This window comes from Solitalea koreensis (assembly GCF_900182575.1).
In the GTDB taxonomy this organism is placed as follows: Bacteria; Bacteroidota; Bacteroidia; order Sphingobacteriales; family Sphingobacteriaceae; genus Solitalea; species Solitalea koreensis.
In genome coordinates this window covers 280840-302692 of the sequence record NZ_FXSZ01000001.1, presented here as the reverse complement: position 1 = coordinate 302692, position 21853 = coordinate 280840, and the positions used below count along the sequence as shown (strand labels likewise).

Below are 21853 nucleotides of genomic sequence, written 5' to 3'. Positions count from 1 at the left end.
AACCTTTTGAATTATAGATGTGATTGGATTATTTATATTATTTAGAAAAACTACATCTGCAATGCACAATCACGATTTCGTTAATGCAGAGAAGGTCAAATACCGTAAATTGTGCAAAAGTGAGGATACCATTCCCGTTTACTTGAGAGATTGGTGGTTGGATGCTGTTTGTGAACAGCAAACTTGGGAAGTAAATTTAATTGAGGTCGATGGAAAAATAATTGCTGCACAGCCCTATATTATAAAAAGTAAATTCGGTTTTAAAATAGTAGGAACTCCACTATTTACTCCTTTTCTTGGTATATGGCTCAGGTTTCCTGAAAACCAAAACTATGCTAATAAATTAGCTCAAGAGATTGAAATAAGTGAAAAGCTAATAGCCAAGATTCCTAAATGTGATTATTTTAATCAGGGATTTAGTTATGAGTTTACCAATTGGTTGGGTTTTTATTGGAATGGTTATGCACAAACTACGCGTTACTCCTACGTTATAGAAGATATTTCTGATATTGACAAAGTGTTTAATGGCTTTGTAAAAACAAAAAAAACCAATATCAGAAAAGCTCAAAAAATAGTTGATGTAAAATATGATTTACCCGCAAAAGAATTTTATGATTTTCATAAAACCAGCTTGGGAAAAATGGGTCAAAAAATTTCATATACTTTTGAAACGTTTAATCGTATGCATCAAGGGGCCTATGAAAATAATGCGGGTCGTACTATTTATGCCGTTGATGAACATAGTAACATTCACAGTGCTCTCTACTTCGTATGGGATAAAAAGTGTGCATACAGTATTATAAGCGCTATCGATCCCAATTATAATTCAAGCTATTCGTTGAGTTTATTGTTTTTTGAAGCAATTAGAATATCCTCACTCTACGTAAATAAGTTTGATTTTGAAGGTAGTATGATAAGAAGTGTAGAAAATTCATACAGACATTTTGGGGGAGTTCAAAAACCTTACTTTAAAATCTCTAAAATCAACTCAAAATGGCTGAAATTCTTTATGAAATGGAAGTCATAGCATTGTTTAATTAAGCATTTAAGTATGGAATAGATTTTGAATAATAAATTGTATACAATTTATTATTCCGAGAATAAGCCATTATGAATAAGGTAATTATCAATATTCCATGTACTTATCAAGTTGAAAAGCAATATTTGTGCGATGTGCTTTTTACTCAATTTCTGGGCATTGATTATCAAGTTAATTTTAGCCCTGATATAGATAAGGTAATAATTGAAAGTCAATACTATAGAGGGAAACTCATTTTGCCTGAAATTTTGTTTGCTACCCCAGAAGATATCTGGCTTAAAAAACAAAGTTTTCCTAGGCTTCCGCTAAGAGTCAGAGATTTAATTGATCTCCAGCATTCTAACCTTTATAGTCAAACATTACCTGTAATTTATGGTGATGATAAATCACAGCTTTGTAATCTTGAAGCCGATGAAACCTATTTTGATATTGATTTGTTGGGCAGTATGTTCTTTCAACTAACGCTTTATGAAGAAATTGATAACGACCAATGGGACGAATTCGGAAGGTTCCCTTATCAGCATTCAATTTTCTATAAAGAGAATTTGCATGACAGAGCGCTGGTTAATGAAAATTTGGAAGTGTTATGGCATTTGTTGGTCACTAAGTTTCCGGGAATTAGAAGAATAAATCATCAGTACAAATTATCTGTCACTCACGATGTTGATCATCCGATCGCAAATAATAATGGTTTTTTTAGCTTTCTTAAAGGCTGTGGAACAGATCTAATTAGGGAAAAATCAATAAGTGTTTTATCCCGACGGGTTTATTCAAGAATAATCAAAACAGAGGATCTAAATACATCTTTAGATCCTTTCAATAATTTTAAATACCTAATGGACGTGAGTGATAAATTAGGTCTTAAAAGTGAATTCAATTTTATAGTAATAAATGGAAATGGATCTGTTGATGGTGAGTATGATATTGAAAAAGGTTTTGCCCGCCAACTGATTAAATATGTATACGAAAGAGGACATATAGTTGGCTTTCATCCCAGTTTCTACACCTATTGTAATTTGGAAGAAACTAAAAATCAATTTACTAAACTTAAAACATTGTGTGAAGAATTAGAGGTGAAGCAAAGTGTTTTTGGAGGACGTCAACATTATTTGCGTTGGAAAAACCCGGATACCTGGGCTATCTGGGATAAAATTGGCGCAGATTATGATTCATCGCTTGGATGGAGTAGATATTTGGGTTTTAGAACAGGAGTTTGTTATCCATATACTGTATTTGATCTGATCAATAGAAAAAAGTTAAATCTAAAAGAAAAGACTTTAATGGTAATGGATTTAGCGGCTGAAAAGTATGATTCACACAGGTCTTTCATGGAAAAAGTGAAAATGATAAATTATACATGCAAGTATTTTAGTGGAGAAATGACCGTTTTGTTTCACAATAATTATATCATTTCTCCTAAGCAAAAACGACAATACGAATTGCTTCTAAATAGCTTAATATGATCACTATTGAAGACATGCCTTCTCCTGTAACAGTTAAAGTTTGTCACTTGTCATCCGTTCATAAACGATATGATGTGAGGATTTTTTATAAGCAATGTCGAAGCTTGGCCCAAAGAGGCTATGATGTCACTTTTATAATCGCTGACAGTAAGGGAAACGAAAGAAAAGACAATGTTAATATTGTTGATGTAGGTGCACCATACAGCCGTATTCAGCGTATTGCCAAAACCATTTTCAAAGTATATAAAAAAGCGCTGGCTGTAAATGCTGATGTTTACCATTTTCATGATCCTGAATTGCTTAGCCTTGGTTTGTTATTAAGGTTAAAAGGAAAGAAAGTGATTTATGATGTACATGAAGATTTACCGCGACAGGTTTTGGGTAAAGCATACATGAAACCAAGGCTTAAAAAGGCACTATCCGTATTTATTGAATGGTTTGAAAACCATACTGCCGGTAAAATGAGCGGTATCATTACAGCCACTCCTTTTATTCGTGATCGGTTTTTAAGACTTCATGATAACACTATTGATATCAATAATTTTCCGTTATTGGAAGAAAAATTTAATAATACAAACTGGGATCATAAAAAAGATGTAGTTTGTTATGTAGGAGGTATAAGTGAGGTTCGTGGCGTAAAGCAGATGGTTCAGGCCATGGAGAAGGTGCACAATGGTACTCGTTTTAATTTGGGAGGGAGTTTTGAGTCAGAGCAATTGCATACTGAGGTTAAACAATATAAAGGATGGCAAAAAGTAAACGAGTATGGTTTTGTAAACAGAGATCAGGTATCCCAAATACTCTCTGAATCAAAGGTCGGAATTGTAACCTTGCAGCCAATAATAAATTACATAGATTCCTTACCTGTAAAAATGTTCGAATACATGTTGGCTGGTATTCCGGTAATTGCATCTGATTTTCCAGTTATAAGAGGTATTATTGATAAAGCAAATTGTGGCATTTGTGTTGATCCTGAAAATCCCAATGAAATTGCAAATGCGATTAACAGTCTGATGGCTGACCCTGAAAATGCGAAAAAATTAGGAACCAACGGTTATCAAGCAGTTTTAAGCAAATTTAACTGGAATATTGAAGAGCAAAAGCTTTTCAGTTTTTACGATAAAATTCTAGATAATGTATCCTCAATCTAATAATCCAAGTTTTTTTGTAGATATAAAGCCTTTTTTATTTGCTCTGTTTTATCTTCTGTTCATTTTTTCAGGAATGATTAAATGGATGTCTATTTGGGTTCTCGATCCAGCAATTCTCATGTTTGGTTTTCTGATGATGCTCTATTTTCTATTTCCTACACGGGTTAAATTCAATAAAAAAATTCAGTTTGTTTTACTTTTTTATCTCTTGCTGATGGCATGGATCCTGTTTGCAACAGTTTACACTCCATCCCTGGACTATTACAAAGAAAAACTGTTTAAAACAGCAATTATGAGTGTCGGGCTATTTTTGCCTTTTTTTTTCATAGACTCAAAGGAGGACATCAAATACATTATTCCAATTATTAATGTCATAGCATTCATAACAGCCAGCGTTTACATTTATATCTATATAACCGAAGGAAGTCTTGATCGAATTTTATATGATGAGGAAATAGTTTTGAAATATCCGCGCTATGCAGGTGTTTCTTTAACAGCTGCAGCAGGAGTTGTGGTTAATTTAACAAAAAACTCACCCAAGTTTATTGCCTTTAAAGTCTATTTATTACTCGGAATTATTTTAGCAGGTAGTAGAGGTCCTTTCGCCCTATTACTTGTCATGATGATGATTTATTACTTGTCCAACTATATTAAATCTCCTAAAAAACTGATATTATTCAGTGTTGTTTTAGTAACAGGGATGGTTTTATTTCTTTCCTGGCCAGGCAATGAGCGTATCATGGAGCGCTTTGATATTATGAAGGGAGGAGATGAAGGTGATAATACTTCTGTTCAATTGAGGGAAGAACATTGGAGCAAATCATCTGACATAATTGGAAAACATCCGATTTTGGGAGCTGGATACGGTTCTTATGGAATAGTTGCTTTTCAAACCGATGACAGATATGCACCGCACAACATTTTCTTGGAAATTTTTGTTGAAACAGGCATAATTGGTTTTTTAATATTAGGTGCATTTTGGTGGGCTTTGTTTAAAGTTCTCTTTGAATGCTATAAATCACCGGATAATACAGCTGCAGTTTATGGGTTGATGACAGCACTTGTGTTCTATTTTTGTGTTTCATTTTTCTCCATTTATTTCTCTGATAGTAAGTACCTTTTTGGTTTTGTTGGAATGTTTTTGGCTGTTTACAATAATGAGCTCAATTCTATGCAAAATCAATACATTCTTGAGGATTCTTTGACCTCTGAGTAAAAATAATTTAAAATAAAAGAAGTTCGAAATTGCCTTTTGATTTGCCTTAACAGTTTTGTGCGTTTTTTAATTTTGTATTTCATTCATTATGAGTTATTAATGTTTGTTTTGGTACTGATTTTGATCTTCTACAAGCCTTGAGTATAGCCTTCAGATCGTTGGGCTTTAGAAAAATCCGTTCAACCATTATCGTATACATTTATGCTGATTGATATCATTGCCGGTGCCCGGCCCAATTTTATGAAAATAGCTCCCATAATTGAAGCAATTGAAAATGAGCAAAAGAATGGTTTAAATCTTCACTATCGTTTAATTCACACCGGCCAGCACTATGATAAAAAAATGAGTAATGATTTTTTTGATCAACTCGGTATACCTAAACCACATATCAATTTGAATGTTGGCTCAGGAACCCAAGCTGAACAAACGGGGAAAATCATGTTAAGATATGAAGAAGTGTTATTAAATGCTCCTTCTGATATGTGTTTGGTTGTAGGTGATGTTACTTCAACAATGGCTTGCTCAATTGCAGCTAAAAAACTAAATATTAAAGTTGCACACGTAGAGGCAGGTATTCGCTCAGGTGATATTACAATGCCTGAAGAAATCAATCGAATTGTAACTGACTCAATCACTGATTACTTTTTCACCACCTCTGAAGCTGCAAATAATAACTTGAGAAAGCAGGGGGTGAAAGAGGAGAACGTGTTTTTTGTGGGGAATACAATGATTGATACTTTGTTAAAGCAAATGGATCGTTTCATTAAACCTGCTTTTTGGAACGAATTGAATTTAAAGGCAAAACATTATATTGTAATGACCTTGCATCGGCCCAACAATGTTGATCAGGAATCTCAATTACGTGATCTCATTAATGAAATAACTGAATGTTGCTCTCATTTACCAATTGTTTTTCCTGTTCATCCTCGTACTGCCAAAATGTTGACTCAGGTCGGAATTAGCGCTCCTAATTTGCATTTAATTGAACCGCTTGGTTACCTGGAATTTAATTACCTGGTTAAACACGCAAAAGCTGTAATTACTGATTCAGGAGGCATAACCGAAGAAACCACTGTTATGGGTATTCCGTGTATGACTTTACGGAATTCAACGGAACGCCCTGAAACATGTACTATTGGTACAAATGAATTACTGGGGACAGATCCAAAAGCGATTAAACCTGCTATGCAAAAAATATTTGACGGTCAATGGAAAACGGGAGGGATTCCAGAATTGTGGGATGGAAATACATCAGGCAGAATTGTTTCCGTGTTGAAAATGATAGGGAAATTACAAATTCAGATGGAAGAAATTCCTAAGATAGAATAACAAGATTTGGCTATTCGGAATTGAATCTATAGAATTTTTGAATGTAAAATGCGCTCTCATGAAAATTGTTTACTTCTATCAATATTTTTGTACCCCAAAGGGCTCGTGGAGTACCAGAGTTTACGACTTTGCCAAATATTGGATTAGTCAGGGCCATGAAGTTACTGTTGTAACCAGTATCTATTCGAAATCTGATCTGAAGGCCACCCGGTTTATTGAAGATCAAAATATTGAAGGCATTCATGTAAAAGTGATTAACATAGACATCGATAATAAACAATCACTACCCAAACGAATTCTCACTTTTATACAATATACACTTGTTTCAAGTTGGTACGCTTTAACATTGCCTGCAGATGTGGTTATTGCTTCTTCCGGTCCAATTTCAGTTGGTTTTACGGGGTTGTTAGCTCGCCATATTAGGAACAAAAAAATGGTTTTTGAAGTTAGAGATATCTGGCCCGATGCGCTTATCGAACTTGGTGTTTTTAACAATAAAATAGCTCAAAAAGTTGCTTATGCACTCGAGCGAGCTTGTTATAGATCGGCTGATTTAATTGTGGCGCTATCACCCGGTATGAAAGCTAATATTGAACGTCGTTTTAACCTTGATACAGTAATTTCAGTTACTAATGGCGCAAACTTAGATTTATTTGCTACTCCAGCTAACACTTCGAAATTGCCTGCGATTTTTAGAGAAAACAAGGTTGCCATTTATACCGGTAATATTGGAAAAACGAACAATTCAGAGCTGTTGTATAGTGCATCCCAGATTTTGAAAGCAAAAAATAATAAAAGTATAAAAATTGTTTTGGTAGGAGATGGGCAGCTGAAAACTGAGTTGAAGAATCGTGCCCAACAGGAAGGTTTGGATAATTTCGTGATTCTTGATTTGATGCCTAAAATAGAATTAGTGGCTTTATTGCAAAACGCTCTTGTGTCCTTGATTCCCTTGGCTAGCGCACCTTTATTAGATACCTCCTCTCCCAATAAACTCTTTGAATCTTTAGCCGCAGGGGTTCCGGTTGTTCAAACCACTCAAGGCTGGATTAAAGATTTTTTGGATCAAAACAATTGTGGTTTTACTGTGAAACCCGACAATCCGGAAGAATTAGCCGATTTACTAATTTATTTAGACGAGAACCAGTCAGTCCTTAATCAGCAAGGGACAAATGCACTAAATACGGCTCAACTCTTTTTTGGTAAGGATTATCTGGCAAAAAAAATGCTGAATGGCCTAATGGGTATCGCTAGTCACAAAGAAAAATTGGTCACCGTTAAATAATCTAAATTTATCTCTATGTCAATACCGTTCTCTCCTCCTCGAATAGATCAAAAAATTATTGATGAAGTTGTAAATGCAATGAAATCAGGTTGGATTACTACAGGACCAAAAACAAAACTCTTTGAAAAAGAACTTGCTGAATATACCGGAGTGCCGGCAGTACTATGTTTAAACTCGGCAACGGCTGGTTTAGAGTTGGCATTAAGATGGTTTGGTGTGCAAGAAGGTGATGAAGTGATTTTGCCGGCATATACTTATTGCGCTACAGCAAATGTTGTAGTTCATTGTGGCGCAAAACCGGTTTTTGTTGATATAAATGCTGACGACTTTAATATTAGTGTTTCAGAAATTGCAAAGCATATTACCACTAAAACCAAGGTTATTATGCCCGTTGATTTTGGAGGAATGCCATGCGATTACGATGCTATAAACGCGTTGGTGAATGCTCATCGGGTAAAGGACAAATTCGTTCCAAGGAATGAAATACAACATTCTTTAGGGCGAATTATGGTTTTATCTGATGCGGCACATTCAATAGGCGGAAAATATCAGAATAATAAAGTTGGCGGATTAGCAGATCTCTCAGTTATTTCATTTCATGCGGTTAAAAACCTTACCACAGCTGAAGGTGGGGCGATGTGTTTTAACCTTCCTACTCCTTTTGATAATCATAAAGTTTACAACGATTTGGTAATAAAGTCGCTGCATGGTCAAAACAAGGATGCATTGGCTAAAGTTAAACCTGGTGCATGGAAATATGATATTGTGGAGCCCGGCTATAAATATAATATGACCGATATACTTGCTTCGATTGGTCTTGTTGAATTAGCCCGATATGATAATGATACGTTGCCTAAACGCAAATATGTGTGTGATCGTTATTCTAAATTGCTGAAGGAATATTCATGGGCCCAATTACCCATTTTTGAAGATATCAAAAGAGAAAGCTCTTATCATCTTTATCCTTTACGGATTGTTGAAATTACCGAAAAACAACGCGATGGAATTATTGCCATGATCGCCGAAGCTGAGATTGCGGTTAATGTACACTTCATTCCATTGCCCATGATGTCATTTTATAAACAACAAGGATATGATATTTCCGATTATGTCGTGAGTTATGATAATTATAGTAGAGAAATATCATTACCAGTATTTTATGATTTAAATGATAGGCAAATTGAAGAAGTTGTCAATGTACTAATCGATTCGGTGGAAAGAGTTGTGAATAAGGTTAGTATATGATGGCGTTAAATGATTATAATATGGCACATGCAAAATTAAATAATGGCTGAAAATGGAATTCAAACTCAAATTTACTTTCTAATGAAAAGAATGCTCGATTTTTCATCCTCATTGATTGCTTTAGTACTTCTTTCTCCGCTATTACTCATCATCGCTTTTCTAGTAATGATTGATTCAAGGGGGGGAATCGTATATGTTCAAAAGCGCGTAGGTAAAGAAAATCGGGATTTTAATCTATATAAATTCAGAACCATGTATATGAATTCTGATGGTAAGGGATTGTTGACGATTGGGGATCGTGACAGCCGGGTAACAAAGATTGGATATTTTTTAAGAAAGTATAAATTAGATGAATTGCCTCAACTATTTAATGTGTTAGAAGGAAATATGAGCTTAGTTGGTCCACGGCCTGAAGTGCGTAAATACGTGCAGTTTTATTCTCCTGAGCAAAAACAAGTTCTTTCGGTGCGTCCAGGTATTACCGATTATGCATCAATCGTATTTAGGAATGAGGCTGAATTAATGGTAAATGCTGACGATCCTGAATCGTATTATATTACAACAATTCTCCCCATAAAGCTTAGGTATAGTTTGGACTACATTAAGCGGAAAAGTATAACTGAAGACATTAAGATTATTTTTTTAACAATCTTCAAAATCTTAAAATAAAAAAGGTGGACAGTCTAGTTGAGTGTCCACCTTTTTATTGATGTTGGATATTATAATGTTTTCGGTCCTACATTCACACTTACCAAAGGAATACCGTAAGTGTTTCCTGAAATAGTTGTCGAACCCCAAGATCCGCTAGAGAACAACAGAATTGCAGGATCCTGGCTCTTGTGAATAAACTTGTTGTTTTTAATGATCAACTCTTTCTCCGGTGTCGCACGAATCGTAACTGCTCTGTACTGACCCATGTAGAACGTGTTATCGTGTACGTTGATTGAAGTACCGCCTACACCTTTGTAGTCTCCTTCTGAACCGTGCATATCAAACGAGTGTTCGGTTGCGTGCTCAAGTACAGTGTTGAAGGCTGCTTCAAAGCTTGTGCCCGAAGCACCACCACCTGCAATTGCGTGACGGTTGTAGTCAAAGTAGTTATAATCGATTAAGGCAAAACCTTTATCCAACACGATACCGTATCCTAAACCTGCACGTTGGTTGTGGTGAATGTATGATTTGGTTACACGACCAGTTTTGTTACCCTGGAATTTAATACCTGCATATGGGAAACCGAATACTTCAACATTTTCAATTAAAGCGCCATCGTGGTTAACCAATACTCCAATCATGCTGTAGTTAATCGTAACGGATGCAGTGGTAGTACTTGGCCCTTGAATACGAAGACCATTAATGTTAACATTGGTTCCTGCCGTCTTAAACATGGTTTTCGTCAAGCTGTTGGTATATACCAAACCGCCTAATGCACCATTTTTACCTCTGCCACTGTACAGTTTAACTCCTGCTTTAAGCGAAATTGTGGCTGTATTAGTAAGGTCAATTTTTGCATTGTCAGCAACATATACAATTTGACCTGAAGTTGCTTTTCCTAATGCTGAAACAAGCTCAGCCGAAGTTGACACCAAATAATCATACTTATCTGTAGGCGGCGTCGTCATAGTTGGCGGCGGCGTTGTCGTAGTCGGTGGTGGCGTTGTCGTAGTCGGTGGTGGCGTCGTCGTAGTTGTTGGCGGCGGCGTCGTTGTAATTGGCGGCGGCGTTGTGGTTGGTGGCGGAGTAGCTGGCGCACCTGGATCAACTGCCGGCGGTGTTACAGGTGTTCCTGGGTCAATTGCAGGTGGAGTTGTACTTGGAGGAGTTACACTAATACCTGTACTATCACTTGGTGTTACCTCTGTATTGGATTCTGTAGGTTGTATTTCTTCTTCTTTAGTACAAGAAATGATTGAAACGCTTAATGCCAAGCCTAAAATTAGGCTCATTTTGTTTTTTGAATAATTCCCTAATCCGAAAAAATTTCTCATGCTCATAGTATTACTATTTAATTGTTTTTTGTTTGGTTACACTTTTAATCGGCAAAGGCATAAAAAATTACCATCTGCCTTAAATTGGGCACAAAAAGGCCCCTTAGCTCCAAGGCTAATTTTTTAAATCATGAAAAAATCATGAGGATGACTGGCGATGTTTCAAAAATGAACATCATTTGTCGGAGGCAGCGTAGCGTTTGGGTTTAATCAGAAAAGTGAAACATATCGGTCAGCGCCGGACATGAAAATTGGATTACGATTAGCTTAACAATACAATTGTTTCGCTAATTGTGTTAAATCCAACAATACAAGCCATAGAAATGACGGGATATTGTTTTCAATTATCGTAATTAAATAAAACGATACTTGCCTTAGAGAGCGAGAAAATTTAGAGAGAGAATTTAGAGAGAGAGAATTTAGAGAGTATTGCTATTAAATTTTTGGTTTGCTCAAAATCTTATGGTTTTTAAAAAATATTTGATTTAAAATTTAATTATTGACTGGGCGTAATTTTCCAATCAATGGTTCATCTATAGTCAATTAGCGCTCCATAGAGCCAAAGTGATCTAAAATGCCAAAAGAGGTTGTTGATTTTTAAGAATAAAAAAATAGATATAGTGTAGATGGTCTTCCTGTGCAGGAGATAAAAATTATAATCACTTTAATAACATAGGCTTTCAAGAATGATTTACGTTTTTGTGATTTTTTAAAGAAGTGTTAATTAGTTAGAAGGTGCGCGTAATATTGTGTAGATCACACACCCCAAATGGTTATGCAATGGAAATTAATTCCCCAAATTTTCATTAATCTCACGTTGTTAACTGCCTGGTATACAGTCATTGAGTGTATGTTTTTTTGTGCTTGTCGAGTCGTAGCTGCGAATTGGTTAATTATTCACCTCTGTATGTAATTGAATGATTATTTCTTTTGGAGGGATATTGAATGTATTATCAGAAATCATTTCTGAACCAAAATTGCCACTGGATAGTATCGAAATTGCTGACTGCTCATTGGGATGCACAAATCTATTGTCTTTTATGATCAATTCTTTTTCAGGAGTGGCTCGTATAGTAATGGCTTTGAAATTACGCATATAGAAAGTATTGTTGTTAATATTGATTGCTGTTCCTCCTATTCCCTGGTTGTCACCTTCCGAGCCATGCATATCAAATGAATGAGCAGTTCCATGAGATAAAATAGTATTGTAGGCTGCATCATAACTTGTTCCTGCTCGTCCGTCGCCGGCAATGGCATGTCGGTTATAATCAAAATAGTTATAATCAATTAAAGCATAACCTCTTTCTAATACAACTCCATAACCTAATCCATTATTCTGATTATGATGTAGGTAACACGCTGAAATATGACCTGAGTGCGTATTTCTAAATTTAACAGCGGCATACGGCCAACCGAAAATTTCACAGTTATCAATTAAGGCTAGTTCTGCTGTTACCTGAATTCCTACATAATAATCGGGGTTTATATTAGTGGTAGAACCATGTGGCCCTTGAATGCGAACACCAGAAATTCTAACATTATCGCCAATAATACTAAACATGGTTTTGTTTGGATTGTTGGAGTATACTAATCCTCCAAGGGATTCATCAACTCCTCTGCTGCTGTATAGCTTTACTCCTCGCCGAAGTGAGATAGTGTTAGAATTGCTGAGGTCAATTTGGGCGTTTTTATCTATAAAAACCACCTCTCCGGGTTTAGCTTTATCTAATGCTGAAATAAGTTCATCAGCATTGGTAGCCAAATAATCATACTTTTCAAGTGTAACGGGTGTTATTTTTACTGTATCTATTGGGATAGGGTTAAAATAACCTTGCTCCGGCACTTCTGTTTTTTTACATGATATAAGGACCATCATGCATAAAATTACAATTAAGGAATTCATTTTGGTTTTTCTCCTGATCCATATTGTAATTATAATTACAGATTTAATGTAGTTATTGTTTTGATTTTAGGCGCTTGAAGCTTTTGGGGAAAGTGTTGCCAAGGATGTTTTTTGAGTATGAAGTATGGTAAGCAAGGTTACATTGTTTTCGGTCCAACTTTAAATATTGATATTGTAGGGATTTTATAAGTATTACCTGAAATGTTTTTTATCCCCCAGGTTCCGCTAGGAAACAATAGAATTGCAGCAGACTCACTAGTATGCACGAACTTGTTGTTTTTGATAATCAATTCTTTCTCAGGAGTAGCACGAATGGTGATTGCTCTGTATTTTCCCATGTAGAAAGTGTTATCATGAATATTTATTGAAGTGCCCCCTACACCTTTATAGTCGCCTTCTGAACCGTGCATATCAAATGAGTGTTCAGTTGCATGCGGAAGAACAGTGTTGAATGCGGCCTCAAAACTTGTACCCGATGCACCACCTCCTGCAATTGCGTGACGGTTGTAGTCAAAGTAGTTATAATCAATTAAAGCAAAACCTTTATCTAACACGATCCCGTATCCTAAACCTGAACGTTGGTTGTGGTGAATATAGCTTTTAGTTATGTGACATGTTTTAGTATGTTGAACTTTGATGCCTGCATAAGGGAACCCAAAAACTTCAACATTATCGATCAATACATTTTCTTTATTAACCAAGATGCCAATGTTGCTGTAGTTGATTGTAACTGGGGTAGTAGTAGTGCTAGGGCCTTTAATACGGAGTCCCGAAACTCTTACATCGCTACCGGTAGTTTTAAACATAGTTAAACCTAGGTCAGTAGTGTATACCAAGCCGCCTATTGCTCCATTTTCACCTCTGCCACTGTAAAGCTTTACACCCCGAGGAAGTGATAATGATGATGTAATATTAATTTTTGCCTTGTCGTCAACATAAACGGTGTCATTCGGAGCTGCATCGTTTAATGCACTGGTTAATGCCGATAAAGTTGAAACTATGGTTTTTTTATATTTTCCTGCAGGTTGAGTTTGAGTTTTTGAAGTTTCAGCTGCATTTGAATTAATCAGTTTTGAAACTTCTATAGAAATTACATTGTTGTATAAAGTTAGCAGTGCTTCTGATTTTTCACAAGAAACCATTGATGCACTTAACAAAATGCCTAATAAAAAGCTCATGTTATTTTTAGTGTCAATCTTTTGTACCTGATTGTTCTTAAATCTACTAATTAATAGTTATTGTTTAATTCTATTTTTTGATTACTTACTTTTTTAATCAGCAAGGGTAGCGTGTAGACTTTAATGCTCAAGTTTTTGATGTTTGGTTTTTAAACAGTTGATTATAAATTTGTTATAGTTTTTGTTATTTGGGTACTGTTTTCATAAGTATCCTGTTTTCTTGTTTTCGATAGGCTTGTGTGGTTTTGTGAACACTGATATTCTGCTCTTGTTTAAGGCTCGTTTTGTGTAAGTAACTATAAAGCTCTTTTTGTAATTAAAAGAGATGGCTTGTTACTAAGTGTTTGAATATTAAGTATTTGGTTATTGTTGTTGGCATAGGTTTGATTTTTGTATTTATGTTCGTCTGCAATGTATACCACAGTACACAATAGTGAACTGTTTTTTAATTATCAGATTAAGGCGCAATGAATAAAATTTTACTACTCAACATGTAAAGAAAAACTGTACCGATTTATGTTTACGCTCTCTTCCTCTTCTAAAGTAAAAAAAGTAGCTTCTTTTACTTTTCGTCTATCCACTTTTAGATTTGTGCCTACGTGGATTATTTTTTTTATTGATAATTTTTTGAGTTCTCTATCCTTTGTATTTGCATTTGTACTTTATTTTGATTTTAATAAAAATGATTTAATAGCCCATGAAGGGCTTAAACATCTTTTTATAACTAATTTGTTGGTAAGTCTTTTCATTTTTAGCAGGATTAAAACATATACCAGTATAATTCGGTTAACCAGCTTACAAGATTTACTTGGAATTTTTTTGGCGGCTATTTCAAACGTGTTATTACTTGTTTTTTTAAAACTGGTATTGAATATTCTTAACGTCTCGTTTGAGTTGCCAATGAGTGTTATTTTATGCCATTTTCTCATTTTGTTTTTCCTTCTTGTTAGCTATCGGTTTCTGGTAAAGTTTACATTTCAATCATTAACTGCTGAATACAGCAGTGCATTAAAGCCTGTTATTGTTTTCGGTGCAGGTGATTGTGGACGAATGGCAGAACAGTTGATCAATCAGGAGAAAAGAGGGGGAATGAAGGTAGTAGCCTTTATTGATGATGATCCAAATAAGGTCGGTAAAACTATTGAAGGTGTGAAAATATACAATGCCAGAAACGATTTAAACGAATTAATAAAAAAGTATAGAGTTGAGCAGGTGATATTTAGCATCCAGCATCTTGAAGCCAAACGAAAAAGGGAGGTTGTAGACTTATGTCTATTAAATAATGTTAAGGTGGTTTACGTGCCTTCTGTTAAAAAATGGATTAATGGAGAGTTCAATATCAATCAATTACGGAAAATTAAGATTGAGGAACTGCTCGAAAGGGATGTTATCCAGATTAATAATTACTCCATTTTTGAACAGATTTCAGATAAAAAGATACTGATTACGGGGGCGGCAGGGTCAATTGGTAGTGAAATAGTAAGGCAGGTGTTTTCCTACAATCCTAAAGTAGTTGTTTTATGTGATATTGCCGAAACGGCTCTCTATAATGTTGAACTTGAATTAAAAGAAATTTTTCCTGATAAAGTATTTCAGTCGGTTATTGTTGATATAAAGAATTTTGAAAAGATGGAATGCGTTTTTAAGAAATACACCCCTGATTACGTATTTCATGCTGCAGCGTATAAGCATGTGCCAATGATGGAGAAATATCCTGCTGAGGCCATTCTAAATAATGTTGGAGGTACAAAGGTGGTTGCAGATCTGGCAATAAAGTATGGTGTTAAAAAGTTTGTCATGATCTCTACTGATAAAGCTGTGAATCCTACCAATGTCATGGGGGCATCCAAGCGTATTGCAGAAATTTACATTCAATCGTTAGATGATTTCTTGTCTCATAATCAAACACAACCAACTACAAAATTTATCACCACTCGCTTTGGGAATGTGTTGGGCTCAAATGGTTCTGTAATTCCCCGTTTTAAAGAACAGATAGAAAAAGGAGGGCCGGTAACAGTAACTCACCCTGATATTAATAGGTATTTCATGACTATTCCTGAAGCTTGCCAATTAGTATTAGAAGCAGGCACCATGGGAAATGGAGGAGAAATATTTGTTTTTGATATGGGAGAGTCCGTGAAAATTGTTGATCTCGCTAAAAAAATGATCCAATTATCAGGATTAACATACGATAAGGATATTCAGATTGTTTATACAGGATTACGTCCGGGTGAAAAATTATATGAAGAAACATTAACTGCTTTTGAACACTGTGAAAAAAATCAGCATGAAAAAATCATGATTGCTAAGGTTAAGAAATATCCATTTGTTCAAATCGTTGCTCAAATTGAAGAACTGTTGAGTAACGCGGCAACTAATAATGATAATCTTACTGTGCAAAAAATGAAGCAAATCGTTCCAGAGTACAAAAGTAGACAATCCGTCTTTGAGGTATTAGATGCTGTTATGCTATAACATACTTTCTACTTTATTATTCTACTCTATTATGAAAAATACACTTATTGTTGAAAACAACCTCGGCAGCTATGTAAGCTTTGTGGAAACGCAGTTAAGAAAAGGTTATGAGTTTATCAGTTTTTCAGAACTCTCTCGACCTAAAAAACAAATAATTTTACGCCATGATGTTGATTTTGATTGTCAGCTTGCCTATCAATTAGCTCAACTTGAAGAAAATATGGGTGTGAAATCGACGTATTTTTTTCTCGTAAGCAGCGATTCTTATAATGTTGCCTCTAAAGCTAATTTTGAGGCCATTAAAGCCATCCAAGGTTTAGGGCATACAATAAGCATTCATTTTGATCCAACAGTCTATACTGATTTTTCAAAAGGCTTGGAGGTAGAAGTTGCCTTTTTTGAGCATTTTTTTGACACTAAAGTTAATACAATCAGTATACATCGTCCTAATTCCTTTTTCTTAGAATATGATTCTCCAATTATGGGAATCGAACACGCTTATCAAAGTAAGTATTTTAAGAATATAAAATATTTCGCTGATTCAACCGGAGAATGGCGATATGGACATCCATTTGAATCAGAAGAGTTTGAACAAGGAAAAACATTGCAAATCTTAATACATCCTATATGGTGGGTAATAAATGGTTCTAGTAACTTAGATAAACTTAAGAGTTATTATGCTCAAAAGAAAATAGTGATGAAAGAGCATATCGCTAATAATTGTAAACCGTTTAGAGATATTTATGGCGAATTATAAAAAAATTGCAGTTTTTGGCTGTAAACAAACTACCAAATTTATATTAGATGCATTAGGTGATAAAGTGCCTGTTTCTTTATTGATTACAATTGATCCGTATTTGGCTAGAGAAAATGAAGTTGCGGATTATTATGACTTCTCTGAAATTGGTAACCTCGTAAAGGTTTATTCAGCCCAATCCTATTCCTTAAAATCTCAAGGGGATATTAATTTCATCAATGCTCAACAAATTGATATTGCCTTCGTAATAGGCTGGCAACGATTGTTGCCCGAATCGATATTGGATAATTTAACCATTGGAGCCTTTGGTATGCATGGGAGTTCGCTCAACTTGCCATTGGGTAGAGGGCGTTCTCCAATGAATTGGTCGATTATTGAAGATAGAAAGGTGTTTTATACAAACTTATTCAAATTTAATTCAGGAATCGATTCTGGTGATATTGTAGATTCATTTAAGTTTACCATAACTGAAAGAGATAATGCAGCAACCATGCATTTTAAGAATACTTTAGCAATGAAATACTTGATCGAGAAAAACCTTGCTAAGCTTTTAAAAAATGAACAGCTCCTTCATAAACAACCAGCTATTATTCCTACTTATTACCCTAAGCGTAATCCGGATGATAGTTTAATTGAATGGGATAGAGATCTTTATTATATCGAACGATTCATTCGTGCAGTTACCAAGCCTTTTAACGGTGCTTTTTCCTTTTTGAATGGAGAGAAGATGGTGATATTTCAATCGCAACCCTTCGATGTACACGAATTTGGTTATGATAATGAGGAGCCAGGGACAATTGTTGAGGTGCTAACAAATGAAGCCTTTTTGGTGAAGTGTTTTGGCGGTTTGCTATTAGTGACTGATTTTGTGTTTAAAGGGCTGTTAAAAAGAGGTATGCGGTTTGGAAATAATGGAACGATCGTTACTGATTTCCAATTAAACAAATTTGGTTTTTATGATATTCCTGAAGAAAACTTCTATTTAATCAATAAAAAAGTGTCGCACTAAAAAAGCACGACACCCACAGTCTTATTATTTAACTACCGTAAATTTCTGAATATAGTCTTTGGTATTAATTTTTACATCTACTAAATAAACACCTGTTGCATAGTCATCCAGGCGATAGGTTTTTGAATACAATCCGCTGAAGTTTTCTCCTGTTTCCCTTAAAATTACCTTGCCATTAATATCTAAGATTCTTACTTCCAGATTACTTGTTTCCCAAGCATTGAATTGTAAGGTAAATAAGTCTGCCGCTGGTACCGGAAATAATTTCATGTCAATATTTGAAGGGATATCAGGACGAGTATAATTGATTTCGTTTGATGAAGAAGTGCATTCACCTTCTACTTTTACCTGATAAGTGCCTGAATGTTCAGGTTTATAATGGGAGTCTGTTGCTTTCTCTATTAATCTGCCGTTTAAATACCATTGATTATTTCCTAGTTGATTTGATACCAGTTCCCCATTTACTAAAGTTATAAGAGGTTTGTTTACACTAACAGCCTCTCGTGGACTAATACAACCCAAGGCTTTTACTTTCATGTCGTAGAAGTAATAATAGTAATTGAGGGGGCCAGTGGAAGCGGTGTTACCTGTTATTGACATCACTCCTGATATTTGAAATGGATATCCATTTACATTGGCATTATTGCGTAAAATGGTTGCATCTTTATCATAGCTTATATTAATGAGGTAGTTGCCTGGCACAGGTATTTTTAAATTGAGATTATAAACAGTCCCTGTATCAGTGGGATCTACTAATTGTGCTCCTAAGGCTTCTGGTTTGCGGGTGGCAGTTACATTTAAGCTTACTGATGATACTTCTTCTCCTGTTTTTTCATTGGTTACAGAGAAATTAATGATTCCTGAGTGCCCAATGTATAGCCGTGCTTTTTCCAGTTCAATAGGAGCAAGAGCGGTAATTTTTACTGAAGGACTAAATTGATTGTAGGCACTTCCAGTAAATCCAAAAACTGATTTGTTTACAGGTCCAACACTTCCACTAAAATCATTTAAAGCTCCATATAAAACAGTTGCATTAGTGGTGGTCATTGCTTTATTGCCTGCCGCTATTGGATTTGTAGCAGTTGGGCTGTCGTACCAAAATGTTGTTCCTGATGTTGTTGATGCTTGTAATAGAACATTGCCTGGCACATCATCACAAATTGCAGCTGATAATAGAGGAGGAGACGGTACTGGATTTGTAACAACGGTTTGAATAAGCGTATTATTACTGCCTATCTGGTCTCCGCTAAGATTGGCAGTGGTAGTAAAAGTGTAATTATGCCCGCCAATACTGCTGAATGTTTCAGGAAAAGTAAAATTAATAGCTGCGCCCCTTGATAGAGGCCCTGCAATTATTCCCGTAAACGTTTTAAGTGCTCCGGTAGCGTCACTTAGTACAGTGCTCACCGGAATATTGCTTTGAGTTAAAGTGCCTTCATTTGTTATCCTAACAGTAACGTTTTGATTATTATTTTGACAGGAATTATTATCAGGATTTACTAACGCTGTTACTGCAATGTCATTTGAAGGAGGAACTATAGCTATGGCATAATCTTCAGTTTCACCCGAAGCATAACTGCCGCAAGAAATGACTGAATTAGGATCTGTTCCTTCCTGTAAAATGATGCGCATTCGAACCGTTTTTCCAATTGTAATGTTATTGGGAGCGGTAATTGTTGTGTTAATGGTTGATCCAGGCGCAATATTGGGGTTGGTTGAAACCAATTCTCCAGCATCATCGAAGCTTCCATTGCTATTCCAGTCAACAAAAACCTTTACGATAGAAGGATTTGCCGATCCGCAATTGCCGGTTGTAATACTCAAGGGTAAAACTTGACTTGGTTCAATTGATGTTGATAAATTCGAAAAATTTGAATAACCGGTACACAAACCTGCCGTATTATTGTTAATTCTTCCCATGAATACGTTCGTGATTCTGGAACCTGTTGGAGATAATCCTGCTGAAGTGCAGTAGCTTTTGCCTCCAACTCCCGAAACAATGATGGAATAGTCCTGTTTTCCGTTTTTGAGAGTGCCTTTATGTGAAACCGTTATGGTGTAAACCTCCCCAGGTTGGGATGCCGCAATAAATATTTTTTCAATATTATCGCGAAAATTATCGCCGGTTGTTGCCGGATTAGCCGGGTTTGCAGGGTCGAGTATCCAAGGCGCAAATGTATTGTTTGCCGAAGTTATTCTGATATCAAGATCATTAATCAGTTTTAAGTCTTTGCTGTTAACTATACCATCAGCAGTAGGTGTAGCGTCCGGATCTGTCCATGCAATCGTGGCAGCAAGTGGTTCGGTTCCCGATGCAATTACTTGAAATTGATATTTTTCTCCTTGATTTAGGCTGCGTTCCTGAATTAAGCTGCCTTGATTATTATTATTGCTGATCAACAATGCTGCGCGTTTTGCATTTACTAGCCCCCAGCCATTTTGGTAGTCGGGGCCTGGGGCATTGCCTGCTTCATCAGCTGTATGAATAATTAAGCCTTTTAAGGTGGCTGATCGCATGAAGTTATTGTTATTCAAATTCGAATAATGCTCTTGTAATAAAAGAGCAGTCCCTGTTACTGCAGGTGCAGCCATTGAGGTGCCATCCATAATTGCATAAGCATCATTTGCTGCTGAACTAGTGGATAATACATTGATCCCCAAACTAACTACATCCGGTTTAATACGGCCATCATCAGTGGGGCCCCATGAGCTAAACGGAGCAAGTATTACATCAGAGGGTTGGTTGTATTTTCCATTGGTTAACGGTTGGATCGCTCCTACCACAAGAATGTTTTTAGCATTACTTGTGGTAGAAAGAATGTCATAGCTGTCGTTGTTGGAAATAGCGCCGGCAACTCGCTGATTAACTAATTTAAACGTTCCTTGATCATTTCGTTGATAGTAAGCTTGCCCGATATTAGGTCCGGTTTGATTACGATTATTGCCTGCAGATTTTACAATCAAATAATAAGGAGCGTTAAATGCAATTTTATCCCAATTGGTAGCAAATGAGGTGTATGATCCGAATTTATAATCCTCAAATTGACCTTCTTGCCCCCACCATTCCCACTGCGGATCTTGATTTGTTCCTGCACGATCGGAGTTAAATCGCCAACCTGCAATGTTTCCATATGAATGATTGGATAATAATAATCCTCGGTCAGCAGCTGCTTTAGCCATTTCAGCGTCATCATTAAAGAAGTCGTATGAATATAAGTCTGGTGCGGCAAAGGCCATTCCTTTGGCCGAAGGATTGATTCCGGAAGCTATTAGCGTGCCGGCCACATGGGTAGTATGGCTTTCATAAGAACTGGTGTTATCACCGTTTTTTATTCTACCTGCAAATTCCTGATGAGTCCCCAAAACCTGACTCCCGTCCCAAATTGCAATTTTTCCGGCTAATGAACTTTTTGAGCCTTTTAAGTTAAAACCTGTTGAGCCTCCAGGCCATAGGGCATCTGTTTGTAATGTTGCTGCTGAGCTTAAGTTGTTGGTTATAAGGTAAATTGGGTATCCTTTTGAGTCAACTCCCTGTAAGCCCATAATGCTGCCATCTTTATTAACCTTGAATACCTCCCATTTTTTCTCTTTAGCAAGAGCAAGTACGCGTTCATGATTTAATTTATAGTTATCTTTAAGTTTATCAGAAAGCTTAGTGAGTACCTTTTTTTGAGTACGACTGATCTCTTTATAGTTTTGTGAATACACAACTTGAGAACCGTGCACTAGAAATAAAACCAATACAAACGGGAAGAAAAGTTTTCTCATTCAGGAAGACATTTAATTACAATGCTAAAGGTATTTGTTTTTTCAATATG

The 21853-nt window shown here is 35.9% G+C and carries 15 protein-coding genes; 11 read left to right on the top strand and 4 right to left on the bottom strand.

What is annotated here, in order from left to right:
* The first annotated feature begins 61 nt into the window (after positions 1-61).
* From FN756_RS01365 to FN756_RS01330, 8 genes are all read left to right on the top strand, one after another.
* Entirely contained in the window at positions 62-1027 is a 966-nt protein-coding gene (locus FN756_RS01365) for a methicillin resistance protein (RefSeq protein WP_142600819.1), read from the top strand.
* An 83-nt stretch (positions 1028-1110) separates the two neighbouring features.
* On the top strand, positions 1111-2502 hold the full coding sequence (locus tag FN756_RS01360; RefSeq protein WP_142600817.1) for a polysaccharide deacetylase family protein: 1392 nt from the start codon (positions 1111-1113) through the stop codon (positions 2500-2502).
* The gene (locus FN756_RS01355) at positions 2499-3653 is read left to right on the top strand and encodes a glycosyltransferase family 4 protein (RefSeq protein WP_221928996.1); all 1155 of its coding nucleotides are present in this window, start codon (positions 2499-2501) and stop codon (positions 3651-3653) included. Before FN756_RS01360 ends, FN756_RS01355 begins: the two co-directional genes overlap by 4 nt.
* Positions 3654-3867: 214 nt before the next feature.
* The gene (locus FN756_RS01350) at positions 3868-4869 is read left to right on the top strand and encodes an O-antigen ligase family protein (RefSeq protein ID WP_185955146.1); all 1002 of its coding nucleotides are present in this window, start codon (positions 3868-3870) and stop codon (positions 4867-4869) included.
* A gap of 201 nt (positions 4870-5070) precedes the next feature.
* On the top strand, positions 5071-6198 hold the full coding sequence (wecB, locus tag FN756_RS01345; protein WP_142600814.1) for a non-hydrolyzing UDP-N-acetylglucosamine 2-epimerase: 1128 nt from the start codon (positions 5071-5073) through the stop codon (positions 6196-6198).
* 58 nt (positions 6199-6256) lie between these two features.
* Positions 6257-7483: a glycosyltransferase family 4 protein gene (locus FN756_RS01340; protein ID WP_142600812.1), complete on the top strand. Its 1227-nt coding sequence runs from the start codon at positions 6257-6259 to the stop codon at positions 7481-7483.
* Positions 7484-7498: 15 nt separating this feature from the next.
* Positions 7499-8728, top strand: coding sequence for a DegT/DnrJ/EryC1/StrS family aminotransferase (locus FN756_RS01335; protein ID WP_142600811.1), 1230 nt, complete (start codon positions 7499-7501; stop codon positions 8726-8728).
* Positions 8729-8809: 81 nt separating this feature from the next.
* A complete protein-coding gene (locus FN756_RS01330) occupies positions 8810-9397 on the top strand; it encodes a sugar transferase (RefSeq protein WP_142600809.1) in 588 nt (195 codons plus the stop codon).
* Between the two features lie 50 nt (positions 9398-9447).
* Here the strand turns inward: FN756_RS01330 and FN756_RS14380 are convergent, their stop codons facing one another.
* From FN756_RS14380 to FN756_RS01315, 3 genes are all read right to left on the bottom strand, one after another.
* Positions 9448-10671 carry a right-handed parallel beta-helix repeat-containing protein gene (locus tag FN756_RS14380; protein ID WP_185955145.1) on the bottom strand — a complete coding sequence of 408 codons (1224 nt, stop codon included), beginning with the start codon at positions 10669-10671 and terminating at the stop codon, positions 9448-9450.
* A gap of 931 nt (positions 10672-11602) precedes the next feature.
* On the bottom strand, positions 11603-12589 hold the full coding sequence (locus FN756_RS01320; RefSeq protein WP_185955144.1) for a right-handed parallel beta-helix repeat-containing protein: 987 nt from the start codon (positions 12587-12589) through the stop codon (positions 11603-11605).
* Between the two features lie 164 nt (positions 12590-12753).
* Positions 12754-13794: a right-handed parallel beta-helix repeat-containing protein gene (locus tag FN756_RS01315; RefSeq protein WP_142600806.1), complete on the bottom strand. Its 1041-nt coding sequence runs from the start codon at positions 13792-13794 to the stop codon at positions 12754-12756.
* A 516-nt stretch (positions 13795-14310) separates the two neighbouring features.
* Here FN756_RS01315 and FN756_RS01310 point away from each other — a divergent pair.
* From FN756_RS01310 to FN756_RS01300, 3 genes are read left to right on the top strand one after another with little or no spacing between them, the layout of a single operon-like run.
* Positions 14311-16269 (top strand): polysaccharide biosynthesis protein, encoded by a 1959-nt coding sequence (locus tag FN756_RS01310; RefSeq protein ID WP_142600805.1) that lies wholly within the window; start codon positions 14311-14313, stop codon positions 16267-16269.
* A gap of 31 nt (positions 16270-16300) precedes the next feature.
* Positions 16301-17026, top strand: a complete 726-nt coding sequence (locus FN756_RS01305) for a polysaccharide deacetylase family protein (protein WP_142600803.1) — start codon at positions 16301-16303, stop codon at positions 17024-17026.
* Positions 17013-18035, top strand: a complete 1023-nt coding sequence (locus tag FN756_RS01300; protein ID WP_142600801.1) for a methionyl-tRNA formyltransferase — start codon at positions 17013-17015, stop codon at positions 18033-18035. The genes FN756_RS01305 and FN756_RS01300 overlap by 14 nt, the downstream gene beginning before the upstream one ends.
* A gap of 24 nt (positions 18036-18059) precedes the next feature.
* Here FN756_RS01300 and FN756_RS01295 read toward each other — a convergent pair whose 3' ends face one another.
* The gene (locus tag FN756_RS01295; RefSeq protein WP_142600799.1) at positions 18060-21803 is read right to left on the bottom strand and encodes a S8 family serine peptidase; all 3744 of its coding nucleotides are present in this window, start codon (positions 21801-21803) and stop codon (positions 18060-18062) included.
* Positions 21804-21853 lie beyond the last annotated feature (50 nt).